Source organism: Mariniflexile gromovii, from assembly GCF_017814435.1.
In the GTDB taxonomy this organism is placed as follows: Bacteria; Bacteroidota; Bacteroidia; order Flavobacteriales; family Flavobacteriaceae; genus Mariniflexile; species Mariniflexile gromovii.
This window is the reverse complement of the sequence record NZ_JAGJCB010000003.1, coordinates 19864-45440: the sequence shown is the minus strand read 5'-3', so window position 1 is coordinate 45440 and position 25577 is coordinate 19864. Positions and strand designations below refer to the sequence as shown.

Genomic DNA, 25577 nt, shown 5'->3' with positions numbered 1-25577 from the left:
TTATTTTTTGTTTTTAAAATTGTAATCTTCAGGATGATCGAAAAGTCCGAATTCATTTTTAGATAAATCTGCAGGATCTCCAACATCTGTTATTAGTTTTTTCAACTCTAACATTAAATCGTTTCGGGTATCTTGATAGGCGTTGTCTTCTGCTAGATTATTAAGTTCCCAAGGGTCGTTTTTCACATTGAATAATTGATATGTAAACACATCATGTTTGGAACTTACAATTAATTTAAAATCGCCTTTTCGCACCGCGCGATGTCCGCCGCCATTATTTACCTTTGGATTAAAAGCTTCACCGGGCCATGAATTATAAGCATATAGCATACTGCTTCGTACTTCTTTTTCATCGCCTTTAATCACAGGCGATAAGTCTTTAGTTTCTACCGATTTTGGAATTTCTAACCCCGTTAAACCGCACAACGTTGGAAACACATCATGCAAATAGGCTAAAGCACCGTTCTTTTGGTTTTTAGGAATATTAGGACCCACAAAAATTAAAGGCACACTAACACTATGTTCATATACACTTTGTTTCCCTAAAAGGCCATGTTGCCCAAGTGCCAATCCGTTATCCCCAGCAAAAACAATGATGGTATTATCTGCCTTTCCAGAATCTTTTAAGGCTTTTAAAATTCGACCAATTTGAGCATCGGTAGCTGTAATCATCGCGTAATAATCTGCTATTTCCTTTTGAATGATGGCTTCCGTTCTTGGGAATGGTACTAACACTTCATCTCTAATTTTTTCATCAGCAATTTCAAAAGGGTGCTGCGGCATAAAATTTTTAGGCAATTCTATAGCTTCAGTTGGATACATATCCTCAAATTCCTGAGGAGGTGTACGCGGATCGTGTGGCGCTGTAAATGCCACATACATTAAAAATGGGTTTTCTTCTTTATAATCATTTAGAAAACCAACAGCAGCATCAGCAAATACTTCGCTACTAAATTTAGTTTCGTTTTTATATGGTTTAGACCATCCGGATTCTGGCGTATAATCACTCACTTTGGTGCCAAAATGTGTTGTCATACCACCTAAAAAGGCCGATTTAATTTCACTAAAACCGCGTTCTAACCATATTTCGCCATTATGCTGTTTACCAGTTGCAAATGTGGTATAACCATGCGATTTAAAATATTCTGGAAATGTTAGCTTGTCGCTTTTCCCTTGTTCTTCTTTAGGGTAGGCAAATTGGGCATAAACATTAGGCTCAATATTAAAATAATGTCGCCCGGTCATTAACATGGCTCTACTAGGTGAACAAACAGCTGCCGTAGTTGCTCCTAAAATGTATGAGTTTGTAAACGATGTACCATCATGAACTAATTGATCAATGTTTGGCGTTTGCACATGATACTTATCCATGGCGCCTATGGTTCCACCGCGTTGATCGTCTGTAAAAAGAAATAAGATATTAGGTTTTTTTGGTTCCTCTTGGGCTTTCGTTTTACAACCTATAAACGCCGTTATTGATATTAACAGTAATAATGCTTTTGATATACTTTGCATTTTGCTTGATTTAATTTGATATATATGGTATTAATGGTTATTGGCTTTCCCTTTTAAGACTCTGCTTAAATGAGTTTGGTTTAATGCATCACTATCGCCATATTTGGTTCTCATGTTTTCCAATTGCTGATGCATGTTGGTTTTAACATCGGCATAAGATGGATCGTTATACACATTTTTCATTTCTGATGGGTCTTTTTCTAAGTCGTATAATTCCCACTGATCGATATCGTAATAAAAATGGATTAATTTATATCGATCTGTTCGTACGCCATAGTGACGTTTCACTTTATGCTCTCCCGGAAACTCATAGAAGGTGTAGTAAATGGCATCTCTCCATTCACTGGATGTACCGTTTACTAATTTTCTAAAAGATTCCCCTTGAACATCTTTTGGTATTTCTATTCCAGCATAGTCTAAAAGCGTGGGAGCAAAATCCAAATTTTGTACCAATTCATCAATAACCGTTCTTGGCTTAATTTCTTTAGGATATTTAACTAAAATAGGGGTTCTAAACGATTCTTCATACATAAAACGCTTATCAAACCAACCATGTTCCCCTAAATAAAAACCTTGATCGGAAGTATAAACAACTATGGTATTTTCTTCTAAGCCATTTTCCTTTAAATAATCCAACACTTGCCCAACACCATCATCAACAGATTGTACGGTTCTAAAATAGTCGTGCATGTACCGATTGTATTTCCATAAAGCCAAATCTTTACCTTGTGGATTTTTAGCTTTAAAATCGGCAATAATAGGGTCGTAATAGGCATCCCAAGCGGCCTTTTGCTCGTTGGTCATTCTATCGTATTTTCTTTGGAACATCTCGCGATACTTGGTTTTTATATCGCCTTCTTTGTCCAGCATTTTAAGATCGTATACCAAATCCATATCCTTAAAAATGCTCATTTCTTGTGTTGCAGCAGCAGGTCTTCCCTCATAATCGTCAAAGAAATTTGCTGGTGGTGCAAACGTTTTATCTTCAAAAAGTGTAAAATACTTTTCCTCTGGCATCCAAGTTCTGTGTGGAGCTTTTTGGTGATAAAGCAATAAAAAAGGTTTATCTTTTTCTCTTTTGTTTTTAAGCCAGTTTAATGCGATATCGGTGGTAATACTGGTTACATAACCTGGGATGTTCTTTTTTTCACCATTTTCAATAAAATCTGGCGAATAATACTCGCCTTGACCAGGAAGTACACAAGAATAATCGAACCCTTGAGGCAATCCGTCCATATGGATTTTTCCAACTAAAGCAGTTTGATAGCCTGATTTTTGAAGTGATTTAGCAAAATTATCCTGATCCCAATTGAACGCGCTAATGTTATCAATCTTTCCATTTACAAAGCTGTGCTTTCCGGTAAGCATCACAGCTCTACTAGGAGCACAAATGGAATTGGTAACATAACCTTTGTTGAAAATGGCGCCTTCATGGGCAATTCTATCAATGTTTGGGGTGTTATTCAATCCGTGCCCATAAGCGCTTATAGCTTGAAAGGCATGGTCATCGGTCATGATAAATACGATGTTTGGTTTGCTAGATTTTTTTGCTTCCTCTTTACTTTTACAGCCATTTAAAAAGACTACAATCATTAAAAAACCCAATGAAATTAACTTTTTTTTAACCATAACTTTATTTAAATATTGTGTTTTATTCATTTTTTAAGTCATTATATTTTAAATGTACACGCATCAAATAAAATGTACACTCCTCAAAACTATCTAACCCCTTTGAAACTTCATTAGAACCTAAACAGTCGTTTTTAGCCATATTGCTTTTTAGAAAGAACAGCTTAATTTGTTTAAAAGATCATTAAATTTAGTGAAACTTTTAAATTAAAGGGAGACATTAATTTAAACCTCTCCCTTTAAAACTATAAACTAAACCAATTTTAAACTAACAGTTATAAAGTAAAGAACAAAATAACACAGGCTAAAATTAGTTCGACCAATAACAAATCTAAAAAGGTGTTGGTAGAAAACTCATCATTCAATCTTCATAAGTAATATAAGCAGAAACCAGCCAATGGTTTGATTTGTCTTTTTCTGCTTTTGTAGCTGGAATAGTAATTTTTAATGTTTGTTTTCCCGGTTTTAAATCTCCTAAGTCAACAACAAATGGTTCTACTTTGGAGCCTGGACACCAATTAGATCGTGATAAATCAGAAGACGCTAAACGTTCCTCGATTTCTTTTACTTGATATGTTTTGGTATTACGATCCATGTAGGCGGTTGAATCTTTTCTTAACCAAACCCCCGAGGTAGGGTTGAACCTTCTAAATGACGCACAATCATCGCGCCAAGGAATAGTATCTAACACTAATTTGTTATTAACATATACGCTATTCTTTATTTTAGTAAATTCATCACCTCCACTATGACCACCGTGACCTGTCGTTATATAATGTAATTTTGCTTTTTTAAGGTTCTTTTTCAATTCAAATGTATAATCTAAAGGCTTTTCAGCAAAAAAATATGGCAACCCTTGTCCTTTTACATAGCTAATGGTGTTTATTAATGGAATAACCTGAGTCGATTTTCTTGGTCTGTTAGAATACGATAAGCTCAAATCTATAATGTACCCCTCTTTTACCCAAGTATCAATCCAAACACCAATATAAAACGTACCTGTAACAACACTTTCAAGATGCGATACATCTTCTTTCCAAACAACTTGATTTTCCCATTTAGGTATATATACGGGTTTTCTGTGCTTACCTTCCTCATTACTGTAAAACCCAACCCCAAAAGGCGTCATAAATCGCAATAATTCTACAACAGGTTTATAATCTTCAGTAGCTAAAACACCGCCATGCTTTTCACTGATACAGGACATTTTTGGAAATTCTTTTTCGCCTTTCGATACATCTATAATTGAAATTTGATCTGGGTCTGAAACCACAAAACAGGAACCCGATTTATCCCATCTATCGCCATTGGATTGTAATGATAATTTGATAGAAACATCAGTGCCTTTTGGAAATTTTGGAACAGTTATTTTTTTCAAAACCACTCGTCCTCCTTGAAGCCTTATAACATCTGTATCTTGATTTGGGTCTTCTTTTCCGAAATTGATTATCTGATTTTTGAAAATAATTTTTTCGGTAGCATTTTGAGAAATTAATATTTGATTAGAAAATAGAACTATAAATACTATGATTATTTTGATTTTCATTTTCAATTTAAATTGATTTTTAATGTTGAGCCTTTTACCAAATCCGAATGCTGAATAAAGTAACTTTTATGAAGCGCATCACCTAAATAAACATCTTTAATAACGCCATCTTTAGCTCCCGTTTTTTCTATGATTAGTTCTTTTCCTTTATAATAATTAGGATCTAAAGCAATCGTTACCTTATCAAAAACAGGTGTTGTAATCGTGTAAACAGGTTCGCCAGGAGATATGGGATAAATACCCATCATACTATATATTAACCAAGCAGACATAGTTCCCGTATCGTCATTACCCGGAAGTCCTGCTGGTTTGTTTTGAAAGTATTGCTTAACTAATTCAGCAACCAATTTTTGTGTACGCCACTCCTCGCCTTTTACATAATTAAACAGGTATGGGTAAGCAATATCGGGTTCGTTGGCCATATCAAATTGATTGGCATCAAACACTTTTTGTAATTGATTGCTAAACGCCTTTGAACCTCCCATTAACTTCATTAAACCTTTAATATCATGCGACACCATAAAGGCATATTGCCATGCGTTGCCTTCTATAAAACCAATGTTTTTTTCAAAATTTGCACCCGCCAACGGATTAAATGGTTCGTAAAACGTTCCGTCTTCATTACGAGGACGTAAGAGTTTTAAATTTTTATCGAATAATGCCCGATACGATATGGAACGCTTTGAAAAGCGTTTATAATCTTCTTTCTTATTCAATGCTTTGGCAAGTAATGCTATTGAAAAATCGGTAGCATTGTATTCTTGCGTGGTTGAAACCGAACCTTCCTGCTCGGTTGTTAAATAGCCTTTTTCTATATAGTTTTTTATACCGGGTCTTAACGGGTTATTTTCCAGGGCATCGGCGCTTTTTGCCATGGCTTGGTATGCCTTTTCAACATCAAAATCTTGAATCCCTTTTAAATAGGTGTCGGTTAAAATAATACCTGCTGGATCGCCCACCATGGTAGTGGTTTCCGTAGCGTTTAATTCCCATTTTGGTAACCAACCGCTTTCATCATAAATATCCAACATGCTTTTTACCATATCCGATTGTTGCTTAGGGTATACTAACGACATAAGCGCATGCAAATTTCTGTAAGTATCCCAAAATGAAAAAACTGTAAACCGTGTCCCTGCTGTTTTTAGGGTTTCGCGCGTTGCCATTTTTGGATATTCACCGTTATAATCATTAAGTATATTTGGATGAATTAAGGTATGATATAACGCCGTGTAAAAAATAGTTTTATCATCATTTGAACCTCCTTCAACCTTTATTTTAGATAAATTTTCGTTCCAAGATGAAGCTGTTTTACTGAATATGTCATCAAAAGATGCATTTTGGGTTTCTTTTTCCAGATTTTCGCGCGCATTTTCAATACTTACATACGACACGCCTACTTTCACTTCTATTTGTGTTGGTTTATCAAAATTATAAGTAAAATAACTTCCAATACTATCGCCTATAACCTCTTTTCGATAGCCTTCCATCAATCTTGCCTTACCGTTATAAGGCATCCACTGCGCTTCTTCTCCGTTATACTTTGCAGGTTTTTTCCATACGCCGTATGCATCTGCAGGTTTACTAAACTTTGCCACAAAATAAACTGGATATGCTTCTTCTGGTTTGTAATAACAAAAAGACCCAACGGTACGCATACCTTCAATTTCGGTAGGCGACACAATTTTTATAGAAGCACCCGCTTCATTTGTCAACCCTAAACCAAGATTTAATAATATATTGGAGGCTCCTTTAGGAAATGAATATCTTGAAACCCCTGTTCGGGTTGTTGCAGTGGTTTCTACCTGTACATCATACTTTGTTAAAAATGTACTGTAATATCCTGGTTTTGCTTTTTCATTTGAATATGCACTACCATATTTTAAATGATTTGTTTCGATAGCGCCCGTGGTTGGCATTAATAGAATCACGCCTAAATCTGGACAACCAACGCCACTTAAATTCACATGGGAAAATCCTGTTAAGAATGTATTTTCATTAACATACGGGTTTGACAACCAGCGACTGTCTTTTTCTAAAACATTTTGTTTCCCGGCTACGTTAAATGGTGACACGCTTACCATACCTCTGGGCGCAATGGCTCCAGGATTGGTAGCCCCAAAGTTTGAAGTGCCAATAAAAGGATTTACATATTCAACAGGTTCTTGTGATGATACATGGGTAACACCGCAAAAAAAGATGATTAAAAAAGAAACTACTTTATACATGTATTTTTATCTGATTAAAGACCTCAAAGGTTTTGAAAACCTGTGAGGTCTAACTCAATTATTAATCTTAATTTTTAGCCATTTTAGCATCAGCTGGCTCCATTCTATTACCCTTTTCTTCATCGTGAATAGCATAATTAAAACCAGGTCTTACGCTGTAACCGGCATGTTCACCTTTTTTATTGATTGCTATAAAACCCACTTGAAGATATTCCATGTCCTTGTGGTTTTTATGCTTGTTGTAAATGCGTTCTACAATTTCTTTACAGGCTTGATAAGGCGATTTCCCTTGGCGCATCAACTCCACTACCATGGCGCTTCCGGCGGTTCTAACAACTGCTTCACCTAATCCTGTAGCGGCAGCTGCACCTACCTCATTATCTAAAAACAGACCTGCACCAATAATGGGCGAATCGCCCACGCGACCATGCATTTTCCAAGCGGCACCGCTTGTGGTACAACCACCTGCTAAGTTACCATCTTCATCTAAAACCAACATACTAATAGTGTCGTGATTTTCGATATTGATAACAGGCTTATATTTTGAACTTTCCAACCACTTTTCCCAAGCTAACTTAGATTTATCAGTCAGTAAATTTTCTTTTTTAAAACCTTCCGATAAGGCAAACTGCAAAGCACCTTCACCAGAAAGCATTACGTGTGGCGTGTTTTCTAAAACTTTTTGGGCCACAGCAATAGGATGCTTGATACCTTGTACAAATGACACAGCACCACAATTGCTGTTTTTATCCATAATGCAGGCATCGAGAGTTACTTTTCCTTCTCGGTCGGGTAAACCGCCATAACCTACACTTCTTACTTCTGGATCGCCTTCAGAAACACCTACGCCGGCTACAATGGCATCAAGAGCAGTTGCTCCATTTTTTAATTGTTTCCAAGCTTCTTCGTTAGCAGCCAACCCATGTCGCCAAGTAGAAATTATAACAGGCTTTTTTACTTTTTTTGCATCAGTAATTAGTGCCTTCTGGTTTTCGGTTGCTGTTATGGTGTTAAAAGCTGTACTTATACCAACGGTTCCTAATGCCGCCTTTTTTATAAATTTTCTTCTGCCTGACATAGTACTTTTACATAAACTGTTATTCTTTTGAAGCTTTTATAATTTCAAATTGTTCATCTGAAAGTGTGTAATCGTCAAAAAACGCAACGCCTTTTGCACCATTATCTTTTGCCATTTGAATGGCTTCTTTTAAATCGGCATTACTTAATTTAGGGGTATATAAACCCGTATGCAGTTCGGTTGGTCTACCTTCTAAATCTTCTATGCCTTGTTTGGTTGCATACCCTATCCAATCTAATTCTTCATTATAAAAATTATAATAAATCATGGGCAATACCATATCAATTTTCCATTTATCCCAACGTTGACGCACCATGTGGTCTGCCATTTCCGGATAAGGAAATACGGCGGCACTTAATTTTTTGTTGTGTTTATGAACAATATCGTAAGCTTCATCAACCAATGATTTTATTTCGTTTAAACGAAAATTTTTCCATTCAATATCAATAGCAGGATTTTCCATTTTTCTTGGATCTTTATGATGTAGTGCCATAAACTTTTCAACACTCGCATCGGAATAATCAAAATCGTAATCCGGTAACTCTTCTTCTTGTTCTAAATTGTATTTCGGCAATAAACCAATGGGCAAATACACATCGGGATAACGAATATAATCTAAATGTACACTGGTGACGCCTTCTACTTCTGCCAAACCTTCAACCAGACTTAAAATATGTTTCCGAGCTTCAGAGTGACTTGGTGATAACCATTGGTAGTAGCCAACATAGGGTCTTTCATCTTTATTAAAACAAGATTTTCCGCTGCGGCTTACCATGTACCATTCTGGGTGTTGTAACGCAATGGAATCTCCAGGTCTGTTGGTGGTAAACATCCACGCATGTACTTCCAAACCAGCTTTTTTTGCTATGGGCGCTACTCTTTTTAATAGCTTAGGGTCGGCACCAGAATTTATCAAAACCGCATCAATACCGTAACTTTTTAATTTGTTGAAATGCGCTGCATAAGCCGAATCGGATTTTTTATGCCCCACGGTAATCCAATTCCAGTATTTAAAACGTGGCTCTTTTACCGCTGTTTTTTCATTTTCAGTTTGTTCCTTAGATTTTTCGTTCGTGTTGCATGATACAAACATGAGCGCCAGTGAAAAAAAGGCTATTTTTAATAATTGCATAAGTTTTTTATTTTGATATGAATTTACCATCTTCTTTAACAGTCAATAGTTTATTAGTAAATGGGCTTTGAATTGATAAATTAAAACCCGTACTATGGTTTTCTAATTTAGGTTTTAATGTTTTTCCGTCAACAATGATGCTTGTTTTTGTTAAGCTATCGATTGAAGCTAAATAACTACCTTGTTTTTTAAAATAAGCATTTTGAGCTCGATACAGTTTGTACAACGCCCATTTGATTTTTTCATCTTGAGAGATGTTGAAACTATCTGATGCTCCTACTTGCTTTGATGAAAAATACACATAGCCCCATTTTTCGGGTTCATGCATGTTCACAACCCCCATGGGCGACCACACCCAATTGTATTCGTGCAGTAACTTGCCTTTACTATCCCTTTTTCTTTCATATTGGCCTTTGGTAATTTGAAAATCCCAATTCACACGGGAAAAATTGACTCTCCAGAACTTATCTGAAGGGACGTTTTTTTGGAAATACCCCGTTTTATAAGCAGCCCAAGGAATGGCCATTTCTAAAGTCCATCCTTCATCTACATCGTTAGGATTATTAAGCGTGCCATGTACTTTTACCGCCGATTTTAAACCTGTAATATTCCAATCGTTCAACACCACATTGTCGGCTCTGTATGGTTTATTTATAAACAAATCCCATGCGGTATTTAAGGCATTCAATTCCAATTCGTAATAGTTATGGGTATCGCCATCTGGATCTATAAACACTTCAAAATCATTATTATAAAAAATAATGGTATCGCGTTTTGTTAAATTCGCCCAAACATGCGGTTCTTCCATGTTAGCCAAAATATAGAAAAAAGTATCATCCCAAAGCATTTTTACTTGGGTTTTATATTTAGGCTGTTTTACACCTTCAATATCTATAAAAGCGCTTGTCCATTCGGTTTTACGCCACGAACTATCGGAATCTTTGCCATCAATGTTAATACTTTCAGTTGTTTTATAAGCAATATAGCTTTTGGGGGTTATTTCCATGTGGGATTGCGAACAACCCAATGCTGAAATGCCACCAAATAACACTATTAAGAATTTAAGTTTTAAATTCATTTTAAGCTTTATAAACTGTTGTTTTTTGTAAATGCAACCACTTCACTTAGTTTTCCGAAAGCCAAAGCCACTACGGTATCTGCTGCACCATAATAAACCGCTAATTTATCCTCTTCGGTATTGTACAATGCCGCACAAGGAAATACCACGTTAGGCACATCGCCCACTTGTTCGTACAACTCGGCAGGCCCCAACAAATAGGGTTGCGTTCTGTATTTAACTTTATCTGGTTCGTTTTCATCTAAAAGTGCAGAACCCATGGCATACCTAAACCCGTTACATGTATTGATAACGCCATGATAAATCATAAGCCAACCTTCATTGGTTAAAATAGGAATGGGACCTGCGCCAATTTTTGTACATTGCCATGCGCTATCTGCAAAATTTGAAGCTTTCATAACGCAACGATGTTCGCCCCAATATTTCATATCAGGACTATAACTTATGTAAATATCGCCAAAAGGTGTGTGACCGTTATCACTTGGCCTGCTTAACATGGCATATTTTCCATTTATTTTCTTTGGAAACAATACGCCATTTCTGTTAAAAGGCAAAAACGCATTTTCACACTGAAAAAATTCCTTAAAATCGAAGGTATAACCGATACCAATAGTTGGACCGTGATACCCATTGCACCAAGTAATCCAATAGCGGTCTTCAATAAAAACAACTCGGGGGTCGTATTTATAATCGGATGCAATCATATCGGTGTTACCTGCTTTCATTTGTATGGGTTCGTGTTCAATATCCCAATGGATGCCATCTTTACTGAAACCAGCAAAAATATTCATTTGCACCGCTTTATTATCACATCTAAAAACACCTGCAAATCCATCTTTAAATGGCACTACGGCACTATTAAAAACACTGTTTGATGTTGGTATAGCATACCTATCGATAATAGGATTTTCACTATAGCGCCACATCACATCTTTACAATTTTCAGGCTTATCTTGCCAGGGCATATTACTCATATTCTATTTGCTTAATCTTTGTATTTTTTTACTTTATCTAACCAAGTGAAATTTTAAAATAACTGAAGTTATGATAAAAACAGCTAAAGTTATATATGTTTTTGGGTAATCTTGTGTTGCAAAAAATATAGGCAACATCAACATACTCGATTGCCATAAAATACCTAGCATCAAACTTAACCTTTCTAACTTATCTTGATAGATCATCGCGTTCGTTTTAAATCTTAATCTTTGTACTTTTTTACTTTATCCAACCAGGTGAATTTTAAAATAGCTGAAGTTAAAATGAAAACCGCAAAAGCCACCCAAGTTTTAGGATAATCGCGTATCATAAAATATATAGGCAATAAAATCATGCTGGATTGCCAAATGATACCAATGATACAGTTTAGCATATCCATACTAAAATCTGTATTCTTAGTAATATCTTTATCTTCAGCGTGCAATGCTTTATAAACGGGTTTCCAAAAACCCCAAGGTCTTACGTTTTTATAAAAACTTTTTAAGGTTTCCATATTGGTTGCCGGTGTTAAATAGGTACCTAAAAAAGAGCCTAAAAGCGATACTATAAATATAACTGGAAAAACATAAATAGCTGGAATTTGGGCAATGTTATATAACGTAGAACCTGTTTCAAAATTACCACTATTTTTATCCAATAAAAACTGTAAGGTTGCTATGATTAACCCAGAGGTCATTCCCCAGAAATACCCCCAACCATTGAAGCGCCACCAAATCCATTTTAAAAAGTTTGCCGCCACATAACCTCCATATAAAGCACTGGTAATCCATAAAGTTATGGAATTAATGGAATCTGCAAAAAAGCCCATAACCACACCCAATATAACGACCACAAAAGATGCCACGTGGCTAACTCTTATATAATGTTGAGATGTTGCCGAAGGTTTAAAGTATTTTTTATAAATATCGTTTACAATATATGCGGGACTTGAGTTTACAAAAGCTGAAAACGTAGACATAAATGCCGCTAAAAGTCCTGCCAACAACAAGCCTTTTATACCCACTGGCACATGGTTATTGATGACTTTGGGCAATATAACTTCTAAATCGGCCAAACTTAAATCGGTTGATGTAGCCATGGTTGGCGCCAAATAAACCAATGCCAAAATTACAACACCACCAATAAGCAAATATCGAGGGATAAAAAGAATTAAATTGGTAAAACCACTCATGTAAGCAGCTTCTTTTACCGATCTGGTTGATAAAATACGTTGCATATCATAACTAGGTGTTGGACCCGCAATACTTGCAAAAAAACCTTTAAAAAGCGACATGCCTATAAATGCCCCAAACATTTTATAGCCTTGAGCATCAATTAAATTATTAAAAGCCGCATACTTTGCAGACCAAGATCCATTTAATTCAGAATCGAAGAAAATATTTTTCCATTCCGCAGAAATGATATTGCTTATCTCAACATCCGAAACGGTAACAAAAGCATATACTGCAATTAAAATGCCTGCTACAACCATGATAATATATTGCAACACCTCGGTAGCAACTACCGAAAACATACCACCCTTAATGGTGTAAATGGTTGTTAAAAAAATAATGCCCAACGCATAACTTTGATCGGAGGTAAAAACAACACTGTTATTGAAAACAAATGTTAAATCCCAAGGCAGGATAATGGTTAAAAACTTACCCACACCTTCAAAAAAATAGGCTATAAAACCTATGGATGCTATAACGGCAAAAATAGCCACAATTAAATGTGATGCCCTACCTGCCCTATCATCTCCAAAACGGGTTAAAATCCATTCGGAGCCTGTCATGATATCTGATTTCCTTATCCATGCCGCTAAAAAAATCATGATGAAAATCTGGTTCCAAATAGGCCACATCCACATAAACATAAAACTTTTAGCACCATACAAAAATAGGATACCAACCATCCACGCAGTACCAGAAACATCGAACATACCTGAGCCGTTACTTAAGCCCAAATAATACCATTTGATTGATTTTCCTCCTAAGAAATATGAATCTAACCCTTGCGATGCTCTTTTAGACACCCAAATACCGATACCCAGTGTTAAGACTATGTAAAGGGCTATTATTGAAACATCGATTAAATTCATTATTGGTTTTTTGTTTTTGGTTATTGGTTTTTGGTCCCCCAGTTTTTATTTGGAGTATTACCCATAACAAAGTGAAGCGTGCCTCCGTTTAATATTGTTTTATGGGAAATGTTGGTTTGGTTAAATAAAGTGCCATTAAGCGTTGCCGACTGTATATAAATATTTTTATCAGAAACATTTTCTGCTTTAATGGTAAAGGTTTTTCCGTTGGGAAGCGTTATGGTGGATTTTTTGAAAACAGGACTTCCTATTTCGTATTCGGTTGAAGCAGGGTTCATGGGATACAAGCCTATAGAGCTTAATACATACCAAGCACTCATTTGTCCGCAATCTTCATTACCGCTCAATCCGTTAGGTGTGGTATTGTATTGCGTTTTTAAAATATGGTTTACCCAATATTGTGTGCGCCATGGCTTACCTGCACGGTTAAATAGATATGCTATATGATGACTAGGTTCGTTTCCATGAGCGTATTGCCCTATTAAGCCAGAAATATCAGCAGAAACGTTGCTTCCTGTAATTTCAGAACTTTCGGTAAAAAGCTGCTCTAATCTGTCGGTAAAAAGGTCGTTGCTACCATGTAACTTTATAAAATCTTCAACATCATGCGGCAAAAACCAACTATGTTGCCAAGCATTGCCTTCGGTATAATCGGTATGTTCTCTATGGTTTGAATATTTTGCATCAAAAGGTTCGTGCCATGAAACGCCATCTTCGGCTTTACCACGCATGAATCCAGTTTTATCATCAAATAAATATTGATATGCTTTTGATCGGTTTAAAAAGAATTTATAATCGGCTTCTTTACCCAATGCTTTTGCCATTTGAGCAACGCACCAATCGTTATAAGCATATTCAAGGGTAATGGTAACCGATTCGTCTAACAAATTATAAGGTATGTAACCATACTTTTTATAATGCTTCAAACCACGCTCATCCTGCATCATGGTAGTTTTCATGGCTTCATAAGCTTTTTCGGCATCAAAACCTCTAATACCTTTTAAATAAGCTTCTACAATCACCGGAATGGAATGGTACCCCGTCATGGTATTTGTTTCATTACCATAAAGTGTCCAAACCGGTAAGATGCTTTTTGTACTGTAATACTCAAGCATCGTGTTTACCATATCGGACACTCTATCTGCTGCTATTAATGAAAGTAAGGGGTGTTCTGCTCTAAATGTATCCCACAATGATAATGTAGAATATGCTGTATAGCTCTTGGCTGTTATAATGCTATCATTTTCTTTTCTAAATTGTCCATTTTTATCGCTAAAGGTAACGGGCGCCAATTGTGCATGGTACATGGCGGTGTAAAAAATGGTTTTTAAGGAATCGACCGGTGATTCAACCTGTATGGTAGATAAGGCTTCGTTCCATGTGTTTTCTGCTTGGGTTTTTACCGATTCAAAATCAAAACCTTCATCTAAATTATCTTTTGCATTATCTATACTTACAGATGAAAGTGCCACTTTTACCAACAATTCTTTCCCTTCATTTTCATTGAAAAAGAATTGTGCTGCAGATTTTACGGTAGTGCTATCCATTTTTTCAACCTTTTGTTTGTCGGACACCAAACTGTATGCTGCTATTGGTTTAGAAAACTTTGCAACAAAAAATACTTTTTGGTTTTTTGCCCAACCTGTACTAAAACGGTAACCCGATACAGTATAAGCATCTTCAACCTGTATAAGTGTATTGGTAGCTTTATCCCAATTGATAGCAAAACCCAAGTCTATGACAACAGATTGTTTTTCAGATTCGTTAAACGTATATTTATGAAATGCTGTTCTAAGTGATGTTGTTAACTCCGCATTCACCTTATTATCTTCAAGCAAAACCTGATAATATCCTGGGGTAGCCTTCTCGTTTTTATGATTGTAAGCCGATTTGTATGGCAGTGAATCTCGATGGGATGGCATGATGGTTAAATCTACCTCCTTGTTAACGGGCATAAATAATATATCGGCTAAATCGCCAATTCCCGTACCACTTAAACTTAAATGACTAAAACCTATCGCAACAGAATCGGAGTAATGGTATCCAGAACACCAATCCCAGTTACTTACGCCATTTACAGGGCTTACTTGTAGCATACCAAAAGGCACTGTAGCACCAGGGTAGGTGTGCCCATGACCACCTGTACCTATAAACGGATTTACATATTTTGTTAAAAATTGTACTTCGGTTTCCTTTTTACTAATACTTTTGTTGCAACTTACTGCAAAAACTACCAGTAAAAAAAGTAGTGATACGTGTTTCATTTGATTATTTAGCATATTGATTTTATAAAATTTCATAAATTTAATTATTAATGAAAGTAATTTAGACGGATGACATAAGAACACAGTTAAACACCAAAAAAAACAATAAATAAACAATTCTCTTTAAAATGAAATTCAATTCACACAACATATATAAGATATCTATTTACCATCATATCATATTTTGGTCTATATACTTTCTTTTTAATGTTTTTAAATGGGGCAGTTACTTTGATGATTACCTATACTCGTTCAAAACAAATTTGTTCGGATTTCCCATTCATATGGCATTAAGTTATTTTAATATATACTTTCTTATGCCAAATTTTGTATTTAAAAAACGGTATATAACCTACATTATATTAATTCTCACCTCCATATTTTTAATGGTTATAGTGAAATTCAACCTTACCTATTATTTAGTTAGTAATAACGTATGGCCCGAAGGCCCCGTCCCTACCGACAGGTTAACACTTAATTACACCATAGATATGATGATTGGCGAACTTTACGTAATAACCTTTGTTACCGCCATTAAAATAACATTAGACTTTTTAAATGAACACAGACGGGTGGCCGATTTAGAAAAAGCACAATTAGAAACTGAACTTCTTTTTTTAAAAACCCAAATTTCTCCCCACTTCTTTTTTAACACCTTAAACAACATATATTCTTTAGCGGTTGAAAATTCTAAAAAAACACCTAAAATTATTTTAATGCTTTCTGAATTGATGCGCTACCTATTATATGAAACCGCAAACAAAAAACAATCCTTGGAAAACGAAATACTTTGTATTCAAAACTATATTGATTTAGAACGCATTCGGCATAATGATGAACTTGAAATAAACATGTCTATTTCCGGCGATATTCAAGATAAGGAAATTGCACCAATATTGCTGTTATCGTTCATAGAAAATGCCTTTAAACATGGCGCCCATAAAAACATTGGAAAAGTTAAAATTGACATAAGTTTAATAATTAGAAAAGATTTTCTTTACTTTAGAATCTCTAATCCAATGCCCTTAAAAACAGAGCATGAAGAGCGTTTTAACCATTCCAGTGGCATAGGTTTAGAAAATGTAAAAAAAAGACTCGCATTGGGGTACAAAAAAAGTGACTATAAACTTATTATTAAAAACGACAACAATATGTTTGTTGTAAAGCTTAAAATAAAGGTGGCGTAAAACAAGTCCATTTAAGCAGAAAAAAAATAACAAAAAATAAAGTGATGAAAATAAAATGTTTGATTGTAGATGACGAACCTTTGGCTATAAATGTTATTAAAAACTACTTAGAACAAATTGAAGACTTTGAAGTAATAAGCACATTTACAAATGCCATAGACAGCTTAAATTTTTTAAAAACCAATAACGTAGACGTTATTTTTTTAGATATTAATATGCCTGTTTTAGATGGTATCAATTTTATAAAAAGTCTAGAAAACCCTCCATTAATAATCATTACAAGCGCTTACGAAGATTTTGCCTTAGAAACCTACGAATTGGACGTACTTGATTACTTAGTAAAGCCTATTGAGTTACCTCGTTTTATGAAAGCCTTGAACAAAATCAATAGAAGGCTTGAGAACAATAAAGTACTTTCTGAAACAACAAAAGAACGCCCATACCTTTTTGTTAAAATTGACAAAAAGAAAATGAAAAAAATCTTTTTAGACGAAATATTGGCAATTGAATCCCTAAAAGATTATTTAAAAATAAGTACTACTACTGGAAAATACATTATACATAGCACCCTATCTGATTTTACCAATTTATTACCATCAAGAGATTTTATACGCATACACCGATCATACACCATTGCCATAGGCAAGATTGATGCTGTTGAAGGAAACAGTTTGGAAATTGAAGGCCTTAGATATGTTATTGGAAGATCTTATATTGATGAAGTGAAGCAGAAAATATTGAATTCTTCCCTTTAGCCATATATAATTATAAAATAACAATTTTATTTATTCTTTTTTTAATCTAAACTGTGCTGTGCATAATTCAAATTATTAGCATCATACATTTTTATAATATGTTTTAATCGATTTTGAAAGTCATTCCAATCTCTATCTTCTTTTTTAGACCAAACGACTTCGGAAAGTGCTGTTAATCTTGGTAGAATCATATATTCTACAAGTTCTGGTGTTTTTATATATTCGGTCCAAACATTAGCTTGCGCTCCTAAAATGTACTTGCCTTCTTCTTCTGTTAACTCTTCCGGAGTAGGATCATAACTATAAACATCCTCTACAGTTGTTTTTCCTCCAATAGCAAGAGGCTCATTTTCTTTATCTTTAGTTTGATAAAAATCAAAATAACAAAACTGAGTTGGTGTCATTACCACATTGTGCTTTAACTTTGCCGCTTGAATACCTCCTTTTTCCCCTCGCCAAGACATAACAGTAGCATTGGGCGCTAAACCGCCTTCCAAAATTTCATCCCAACCTATAATATTTCTTCCTTTAGAATTCAAGAATTTTTCAATGCGTTTTATAAAATAGCTCTGTAATTCATGTTCGTCTTTCAATCCTTCTCTTTTTATGACTTCTTGAGCAAACGTGCTATGCTCCCATTGTGTTTTTGGAGCTTCATCACCTCCAATATGAATCAATTTACTGGGAAATAATGATATAACTTCTGTTAAAACATCTTCCAAGAATTTAAAAGTTATTTCGCTAGGTGCATAAATTTCTGGAAAAACCCCCCATCTGGTACCCACTTCATATTGTTCGCCTGTATTTCCTAATTCAGGGTATGCCGCAATAGCTGCTAAGGAATGCCCTGGTAATTCAATTTCTGGGATGATAGTAATATGTCTTTTTGTCGCATAGGCTACAACATCTTTAATTTCTTCTTGTGTATAAAAACCTCCATAAGGTTGTCCATCATATTTGGCTTCATTTTTATTCCATGTGTTGCCGTGGCCTACAATCGTTTCTTTTCTAAAAGCCCCAATAGATGTAAGTTTTGGATACTTCTTAATTTCAATTCTCCAACCTTGGTCTTCTGTTAAATGCCAATGAAATGTATTCATTTTGTGCATAGCCAATATGTCTATATATTTTTTAACGAATTCGGTTGAAAAAAAATGACGTGCCACATCTAAATGCATACCTCTATAAACATATTTGGGACTATCTTCTATCACAGTTGCAGGTATTGTTAATTCTGTCAATTCTTTCTCTCTGGGGATTAATTGGCTAAACGTTTGTATACCATAAAAGACTCCTTTGGCTGTTCTGCCTGAAATAATTATCCTATCATAATTAACAACTAATTTATACCCTTCGTCATTGGAAATACTGGCATCAAATCGCAATGAAATATTTCCTTTTTCGGAACCTTCATTTTCAAAAACCATGTTGTTTTTAGTAATAGTACTTAGTAAATCCGATAAGTATTCACCTTCATTTTTCAGTTCTGAATTTGCTATAATTTTTGTATTGGCATCCATTAAAAACTTTCCTTTATTAATTTTCAAACTTATTGGTTTTGGAATAATTGGATAGTCATTTTTTGAATTAACAAAGGTTGCGTATTTAGTTGAACATGAGCTAAACACCATATAAAGTGTTAATAATAAAAAGAGCTGTTTCATTATATTTTAGTTTTATTAATTAAAAAATCACAATTTCGTCTATCAAAATCTTAGATGCATTTGTAGCTTGATGATGATCTACTGGAATAGGGTTAACACTTTTTGCTTTTACTTTTACAGCCTTAACACTAGTTTTGTTAAAAGGTATGGTTGATTTTACTTTATTTCTGCCTTGGGTATGACTTTCTTCCAATAGTTGAACTTCTGCCAATTTAGAAAAAGTCTGTCCATCTTCAGAACCATAAATTTCAAAGCTTTCTGGAACATAATTTCCTGATATTGTAAACCTAAGACTTGTTATTTCTATAGATTCAATTTCTTTAGGTTCAGGAAATATTATATCAACATTTAAGTCTCCATCAAATACATTCCAGTTTTTATCCCAGGAACTAAGTTTTCCGTAATTTAAATCTATTAATCCCAAGTTATTGTTGTTTTTTTGTGAACTTGGAGCATGATATACCACTTGGGCACCTACTCCTTTGTGCACTGGAAAATATCTCTCAGACACGTTTCCTGTCTGTTCTTCTTTTAGAAACGACGTAGCTTTTAAGTTGAATGTTTTATCTATTTTAAATGGTTTTTCATATTTTAGGGATTGCAAATTGGGGGTACTGCCATCTAGCGTATAATAAATATCTAAGCCATCAACTTCTGTTTTAAGAGATATTTCTATGGTACCTTCTGGTTGTCCTTTATGATCAATTCTTACATTATATGCGCTTGTGGCATAGCGCTCGCCTTTGGCATCCAAACGTTTAAATTGGTTAAGCAATCGCATTGTAAAACTATTCCAATCTTTCAATTTTTGATTTGTCCACCCATTTTCTGCAACCGCATACAATCTTGGAAAGGTCATATAAGTTAATTGATTCCAATTGGTTATGGATTCTGTCCATAAATTGCCTTGGATACCCAACACGTGCTTACCTTGTTCAGTTGTTAAACTATCCGATATTATCTTATAATTATAGGTGTCTTTTAGAAAGGTGTAAGCATATCCTAAATTTGGTTCAATATCATCATCCCCTTGTTTTAAATCCAGATAACAATATTTTGAAGGTGTCATAATCACATCATGACCTTGTCTAGCTGCTGCAATACCTCCTTTTTCCCCACGCCAGGACATTACCGTGGCGTTTGGTGCTAAACCGCCTTCTAAAATCTCATCCCAACCAATCATTTTTTTATCATGTGCATTTATAATTTTCTCTACTCTTTTTATAAAATAGCTTTGTAGTTCATGCTCATCGGCAAGGTTCTCTTCCTTCATACGCTGTTGGCAATATTCATCTACTTTCCATGCCTCTTTATTGCATTCATCACCTCCAATATGTACATATTCAAAAGGAAACAAGTCCATTACTTCCCCCAATACCCCTTCTACAAACTCAAAGGTTACTTCTTTACCTGGACAATACGTATTGTTTTTATTAACACCACCTGTACCTACATAAAAAGGTCCTTTAGCACACGATATTTCTGGATATGCCGCCAGTGCCGCTAGTGAATGACCTGGTATGTCTATTTCTGCTATAATTTCTATATAACGCTCTTTAGCATAAGCTATTATTTCTTTAATATCTTCTTGTGTGTAAAATCCACCATAGGTTGCTAAGTCACCTTCATTTTGGGCGGGTCTTCCCCACCAATTAGATGTATTTTCGTCTTTCGCATTTTGGTTCACTCGCCATGCACCAACATCTGTTAGTTTTGGGTACTTTTTTATTTCAATTCGCCATCCATTGTCATCAGACAGGTGCCAGTGAAAACGATTTAATTTTACTTCTGCCATAAAATCTATAACATTCTTCACTTCTTCTTTGTCAAAAAAATGCCGGGAAACATCTAACATATATCCACGCCATCCAAAGGTAGGTTTATCTTTAATTGTAACTACAGGAATAGCCCAATTTGTGTTCGATTGTTTTTTTTCTGAATCAAATGAAACAGACATTAATTGGCCAAGACTTTCCATAGCATAAAAAAAACCAGCTCCAGAAGCCGATTTCAGAAGTATATTATCCGCCTCTACTATAAGTTCATAAGCTTCATTTTCTAGTAAACTATCTGTACGAAATACAATGTTTGCATTGGTTTTACCTATAGCTATTTCAGGAATCTGGCTCCATATATTATCAAACTTTTTAAAAAAATTAGTAGCAATATGCAATTGTTCATCATTCTCCACAGAAACTATCGTGTGTTTGTCAATTATAAAATAGCCTTGTCCTTTTATCAATTCAACAGGCAAGGGAATAATAGCCACGTTACCTTTAGCAATAATAGTTCCTTTACCTGTGTTGAAATCTCTTTTAACACACGAAACCACTAGTATCATTAAACACAGTAAATATGCGGAAAAACTATTTTTTATAATCTTACACTTATTAATCATTTGATAAAATTAAGAATATTGAGATTGTTTTATTAAGCCGAAATAATAGAACAAAATATATAATCGATTGTCACATATTAGTGTTATTTATAAGACAAATTAATCTCTAGGTCAATATAAATACATTGTTTTAAAACAAATTAAAATTTCGACTAATAACCTCTAACAATAGGTGAAGGAAATATATTTTTGGAATTCATAAATTTGATAACAAATCTGTCCGATATAATAATTTAATTATGGTACAGTTTATTTACATGAAAAACATTACTACGTATTGATTCCTTTTTTTATAAAATCTTATAATGTAAAATGTAAAAGTATTACGAGATAAGTTTTTTTATTTGACTTAAATTAACTCAAAATCAATTATATTCTATTTTTTTATCGAAGGGCAGAGGTTATTCGTCGAAATAATTAATTCTTTAGAAGAGAAAATATCTAAGTTTAACTAATTATTTAAAAACTGTAAAATAAAAGTTAAATTTTTAGTTAAATCGAGGTTAAAATAGAATTGAAATATTAATCTATTCCAAATTTATGGTAAAAACTTGTTGCCTTATTCAATTAACTTTTATTATAAACTTTAATTCAAATTTATAATTGTAAAATAATTCTTAAAAAAGATATATGGCAAAAAAAATCTTTTAAACACTAATAAACTACTCGTAAATCAAATTAAAAAAAGGTTTACAGTTTTTATTAATTACTAATACTAACCAATTAATTCTCATTTTATGAAAAAAAAAATAAACAGTACTTTTTCAGGCTTAAAGAAAAAACTACTCATAACCATTTTAAATTCTTTGATTTTTTTGTGCTTTGCCAGTGTTTTTGCTGTAAATACAAACCCTATTGAAGCTGAAAATAAAACAGACAAAAGTGCACAACAACTTCAAATAACAGGTATGGTTACCGATAGTAACGGACAACCACTTGCTGGCGCTAATATTCTTGAAAAGGGTACGTTTAATGGAGTTCAGGCAGATTTTGATGGTAAATTCACCATGAGAGTTTCAAGCCAAAAGGCAACATTAACAGTTTCTTACATTGGCTTTGTTTCCAAAGAAGTTACTGTAAATAACCAAAGTTCAATAGCAATTACATTAACCGAGGACGTATCGGCACTTAATGAAGTGGTAGTAGTTGGGTATGGTACGCGAAAAAGAACCACCGTAACATCTGCAGTTTCACAAGTAGGCTCGGAGGTTTTTGAAAATAGACCTGTTGCCAATGCTACTTTGGCATTGCAAGGTGCTGTTGGTAACCTTGTAATTACTACAACGGCAAATGGTGGCGAACCTGGTGCACAACCTAATATTAATATTCGTGGTTTAGTGACCAGTTCTGGGGATCTTGGTTCTGTTGGCAATTCATCACCTCTTATACTTATAGATGGTGCCGAAATGGACATAAGCCAAATTAACCCAGAAGATATTGAAACTGTTACCGTACTAAAAGATGCAGCATCGGCTTCTATTTATGGGGCACGTGCAGCAGGTGGCGCTATCATTATCACTACTAAAAGTGGTAAAGACATGAAAGGTGGTATGAAGGTGTCTTACACTAACAACTTCTCAATATCACAACCAACTATATGGCCTGAGCAAGCCAGTGCTATTGATTTTGCGTATACTATGAATGATACCGCTTCAAACACAGGTTTATCTCCGTATTATACCGAAGAGGAGCTAGGTTGGATACAGCAAAATATGGCAAATCCAGGGAGTGCGCCAACCTTGATACCTAATAGTGCTGGCAACTCATGGGATCAATCTAATTTTGGACTTGGAGCAACGGGATCTACCAATTGGAAAGATTTTTTATTTAGTAGCTGGTCACTTAGGTCTAAGCACGATATAAACTTTAGAGGGGGCGACGAAAAGTTGAATTATTACATATCTGCAGGCACATATAACGAAGATGGTTTGTTGGCTACTACAACAGATACGTATAGCAGGCACAATTTAGACGCTAAAATTGCATCAAAGCCTAACAAATGGTTGTCTTTTGAACTTTTAACCAAAGCTACATTGGCAAAGTTGGATTACCCATGGGATCAGCAATTTGGAAGAGGACGTGTTTTTGATGTGTTATCAAAACTTAAGCCTACTTTGCCTACCGTAGACCCAAATAACGGAGAACCGTTGGCTAATGCCTCATATCCTAGTTGGGATTACAATCGTGAAAGTAATGTTAATAATCAAATATCCATTTTGCCTAGAATCACCATTGAGCCTATTAAGGATTTACTTATTAACTTACAGTATAACTATCGAAGAGTTAACAACAAACAGGTTTTTACGAGTGCCGAACAACAATGGACACGACCCGATGGCACCCTCGGCTACATTACTGCACGTTCACAAACGCTAGTACGCCCAAGTTTAGATACCAACGAGTATTTATCACCTAACTTGTTTGCTACCTATACAAAATCTGTAAAAGGCCATAATTTTGATGTCACAGCAGGGTATCAAAATGAGCAATATAATGTTTTTAACATGAATGCAAATGCCTATAACTTGTTAACAGACAATGTGCAATCTCTATCTTCCGCAGTGGGTGTTATAACAGCATCTGATAATATTTCACATTGGTCAACTGAAAGTGTTTTTGGGAGATTTGGTTATAATTATAAAGAAAAATATATAGGTAGAGTTACTTATCGTAGAGATGGCTCTTCAAGATTTGAACCAGGTAACCGATTAACAGGATTACCTTCATTTGAATTGGGTTATAACATTGCCAAAGAAAACTTTTGGCCAATCAAAGATATAAGTATGTTTAAACTTCGCGCTACTCAAGGTTCTCTTGGAAACCAAAATGTGGGCAATTATTTATATATATCAACCCTTCCAATTAGTAATGGTACTTTTTTATTTAATGGTGCTCGTCAATTTTTCACCAACCCACCTAACCTTACCAGTCAAAACCTAACTTGGGAAACCGTAAAAACGAAAGACTTAGGAATCGATATTTTAGCATTAAAAAATAGATTGGGCTTTACATTTGATTGGTACCGTTCGGACACCAATAATTTGGCATCAGAAGGAGAAACACTACCTGCTGTTTTAGGAACAAATCAGCCACTTGTAAATGCTGGCACCATACGTGTTCAAGGTTGGGAAGCTGAATTAACTTGGAAACAGTCGTTAGGCGATTTTAATTATAACATTAGAGCTGTATTGTCTGATTATAAACAAACCGTACTGGAATATCCAAACCCAACAAATGGAATCAATAATAATTTTTATGCTGGAGGTGATCTTGGTGCAATTTGGGGTTTAACGTGGGAAGGTTGGTTTCAAACCGCCGAAGAAGCTACTGAAAGAAATTTAGTAATTAACCAGAGGTATGTTCATAATAGTACATTTGGTGTGGGTGATGCTAAATATGCAGATTTAAATGGCGATGGATTTATTAATAATGGCGACGGTACGCTAAACGATACAGGTGATTTTAGAGTTATAGGAAATAGCACCCCACGGTACCAATATGGTATCACCTTGGGAGCAAGCTGGAAAGGTATTGACTTTAATATGTTTATACAAGGTGTTGGAAAACGTGATGTTTCCCTTTCAACCCATCAACGTTTTAGAGGCCCTGCACAAGGCCCATTACATGCCAATGTATTGGTAGAACATTTAGATTATTTTAGACCACTAGATACCACAAGCCCATTAGGCCCTAACTTAGATGCTTATTTCCCAACCCCTTATGCGCAAAACCCAGGTAATAACAACAGAAACTACCGCTTTAATACCGATCATTTTTTACAAAATGGGGCTTACACTAGGTTAAAAACTATGCAAATTGGATTTACAATTCCTAAAGTTGTAACCGAAAAATATAAGATAGATAGAATTAGGATCTTTGTTACTGGCGAAAACCTTTTAACAATTTCGAAGCTTATGTTCTATGACCCAGAAACAGTACCAGGTGAGTTTGGTAGTGCATATTCCTATCCACTATCTAAAGTTATTTCAACTGGACTAAATATTTCATTCTAAATTTAATTAATAAGAAT

General features: G+C 34.8%; 15 protein-coding genes. 3 read left to right on the top strand and 12 right to left on the bottom strand.

All coding sequences use genetic code 11. From position 1 onward, the window contains the following. From J8H85_RS03935 to J8H85_RS03890, 10 genes are all read right to left on the bottom strand, one after another. A complete protein-coding gene (locus J8H85_RS03935) occupies window positions 1-1515 on the bottom strand; it encodes a sulfatase-like hydrolase/transferase (RefSeq protein WP_209652880.1) in 1515 nt (504 codons plus the stop codon). 30 nt (window positions 1516-1545) lie between these two features. Further along, window positions 1546-3174: a sulfatase family protein gene (locus tag J8H85_RS03930; RefSeq protein ID WP_245243727.1), complete on the bottom strand. Its 1629-nt coding sequence runs from the start codon at window positions 3172-3174 to the stop codon at window positions 1546-1548. A 331-nt stretch (window positions 3175-3505) separates the two neighbouring features. Further along, complete coding sequence (locus J8H85_RS03925; RefSeq protein WP_209652879.1) at window positions 3506-4690, bottom strand: PNGase F N-terminal domain-containing protein; 1185 nt, start codon at window positions 4688-4690, stop codon at window positions 3506-3508. Between the two features lie 2 nt (window positions 4691-4692). Beyond that, complete coding sequence (locus tag J8H85_RS03920) at window positions 4693-6915, bottom strand: GH92 family glycosyl hydrolase (RefSeq protein ID WP_209652877.1); 2223 nt, start codon at window positions 6913-6915, stop codon at window positions 4693-4695. Between the two features lie 67 nt (window positions 6916-6982). Continuing rightward, window positions 6983-7993 (bottom strand): isoaspartyl peptidase/L-asparaginase family protein, encoded by a 1011-nt coding sequence (locus J8H85_RS03915; RefSeq protein ID WP_209652875.1) that lies wholly within the window; start codon window positions 7991-7993, stop codon window positions 6983-6985. A 19-nt stretch (window positions 7994-8012) separates the two neighbouring features. Then, entirely contained in the window at window positions 8013-9125 is a 1113-nt protein-coding gene (locus J8H85_RS03910) for a family 10 glycosylhydrolase (protein WP_209652873.1), read from the bottom strand. Between the two features lie 7 nt (window positions 9126-9132). Beyond that, a complete protein-coding gene (locus tag J8H85_RS03905; protein ID WP_209652871.1) occupies window positions 9133-10203 on the bottom strand; it encodes a carbohydrate-binding family 9-like protein in 1071 nt (356 codons plus the stop codon). A gap of 8 nt (window positions 10204-10211) precedes the next feature. After that, a complete protein-coding gene (locus J8H85_RS03900) occupies window positions 10212-11177 on the bottom strand; it encodes a glycoside hydrolase family 130 protein (protein ID WP_209652869.1) in 966 nt (321 codons plus the stop codon). Between the two features lie 224 nt (window positions 11178-11401). Beyond that, window positions 11402-13279 carry a sodium:solute symporter family protein gene (locus J8H85_RS03895; protein WP_209652867.1) on the bottom strand — a complete coding sequence of 626 codons (1878 nt, stop codon included), beginning with the start codon at window positions 13277-13279 and terminating at the stop codon, window positions 11402-11404. A 20-nt stretch (window positions 13280-13299) separates the two neighbouring features. Further along, a complete protein-coding gene (locus tag J8H85_RS03890; protein WP_379937351.1) occupies window positions 13300-15579 on the bottom strand; it encodes a GH92 family glycosyl hydrolase in 2280 nt (759 codons plus the stop codon). Window positions 15580-15929: 350 nt separating this feature from the next. Here J8H85_RS03890 and J8H85_RS03885 point away from each other — a divergent pair, with 350 nt between their 5' ends. Then, entirely contained in the window at window positions 15930-16730 is an 801-nt protein-coding gene (locus J8H85_RS03885) for a sensor histidine kinase (RefSeq protein ID WP_317194984.1), read from the top strand. Window positions 16731-16774: 44 nt separating this feature from the next. Next, window positions 16775-17485: a LytR/AlgR family response regulator transcription factor gene (locus J8H85_RS03880; RefSeq protein ID WP_209652863.1), complete on the top strand. Its 711-nt coding sequence runs from the start codon at window positions 16775-16777 to the stop codon at window positions 17483-17485. Between the two features lie 41 nt (window positions 17486-17526). On the opposite strand, the gene J8H85_RS03875 is transcribed toward J8H85_RS03880, so the two are convergent. After that, window positions 17527-19149, bottom strand: a complete 1623-nt coding sequence (locus tag J8H85_RS03875; RefSeq protein WP_245243726.1) for a beta-N-acetylhexosaminidase — start codon at window positions 19147-19149, stop codon at window positions 17527-17529. A 19-nt stretch (window positions 19150-19168) separates the two neighbouring features. Then, the gene (locus J8H85_RS03870) at window positions 19169-21490 is read right to left on the bottom strand and encodes a beta-N-acetylhexosaminidase (RefSeq protein ID WP_209652862.1); all 2322 of its coding nucleotides are present in this window, start codon (window positions 21488-21490) and stop codon (window positions 19169-19171) included. A 794-nt stretch (window positions 21491-22284) separates the two neighbouring features. On the opposite strand from J8H85_RS03870, the gene J8H85_RS03865 reads away from it, so the two are divergent. Continuing rightward, entirely contained in the window at window positions 22285-25560 is a 3276-nt protein-coding gene (locus J8H85_RS03865) for a SusC/RagA family TonB-linked outer membrane protein (RefSeq protein WP_209652860.1), read from the top strand. Window positions 25561-25577: the final 17 nt, after the last annotated feature.

Excerpts from the sequence above, each read along its gene's own strand:
- J8H85_RS03875 (WP_245243726.1), bottom strand. The coding sequence starts at position 19,149 with ATGAAACAGCTCTTTTTATTATTAACACTTTATATGGTGTTTAGCTCA.
- J8H85_RS03885 (WP_317194984.1), top strand. The coding sequence starts at position 15,930 with ATGGTTATAGTGAAATTCAACCTTACCTATTATTTAGTTAGTAATAAC.
- J8H85_RS03870 (WP_209652862.1), bottom strand. The coding sequence starts at position 21,490 with ATGATACTAGTGGTTTCGTGTGTTAAAAGAGATTTCAACACAGGTAAA.
- J8H85_RS03895 (WP_209652867.1), bottom strand. The coding sequence starts at position 13,279 with ATGAATTTAATCGATGTTTCAATAATAGCCCTTTACATAGTCTTAACA.
- J8H85_RS03935 (WP_209652880.1), bottom strand. The coding sequence starts at position 1,515 with ATGCAAAGTATATCAAAAGCATTATTACTGTTAATATCAATAACGGCG.
- J8H85_RS03880 (WP_209652863.1), top strand. The coding sequence starts at position 16,775 with ATGAAAATAAAATGTTTGATTGTAGATGACGAACCTTTGGCTATAAAT.
- J8H85_RS03900 (WP_209652869.1), bottom strand. The coding sequence starts at position 11,177 with ATGAGTAATATGCCCTGGCAAGATAAGCCTGAAAATTGTAAAGATGTG.
- J8H85_RS03925 (WP_209652879.1), bottom strand. The coding sequence starts at position 4,690 with ATGAAAATCAAAATAATCATAGTATTTATAGTTCTATTTTCTAATCAA.
- J8H85_RS03920 (WP_209652877.1), bottom strand. The coding sequence starts at position 6,915 with ATGTATAAAGTAGTTTCTTTTTTAATCATCTTTTTTTGCGGTGTTACC.
- J8H85_RS03930 (WP_245243727.1), bottom strand. The coding sequence starts at position 3,174 with ATGAATAAAACACAATATTTAAATAAAGTTATGGTTAAAAAAAAGTTA.
- J8H85_RS03915 (WP_209652875.1), bottom strand. The coding sequence starts at position 7,993 with ATGTCAGGCAGAAGAAAATTTATAAAAAAGGCGGCATTAGGAACCGTT.
- J8H85_RS03905 (WP_209652871.1), bottom strand. The coding sequence starts at position 10,203 with ATGAATTTAAAACTTAAATTCTTAATAGTGTTATTTGGTGGCATTTCA.
- J8H85_RS03910 (WP_209652873.1), bottom strand. The coding sequence starts at position 9,125 with ATGCAATTATTAAAAATAGCCTTTTTTTCACTGGCGCTCATGTTTGTA.
- J8H85_RS03865 (WP_209652860.1), top strand. The coding sequence starts at position 22,285 with ATGAAAAAAAAAATAAACAGTACTTTTTCAGGCTTAAAGAAAAAACTA.
- J8H85_RS03890 (WP_379937351.1), bottom strand. The coding sequence starts at position 15,579 with ATGAAATTTTATAAAATCAATATGCTAAATAATCAAATGAAACACGTA.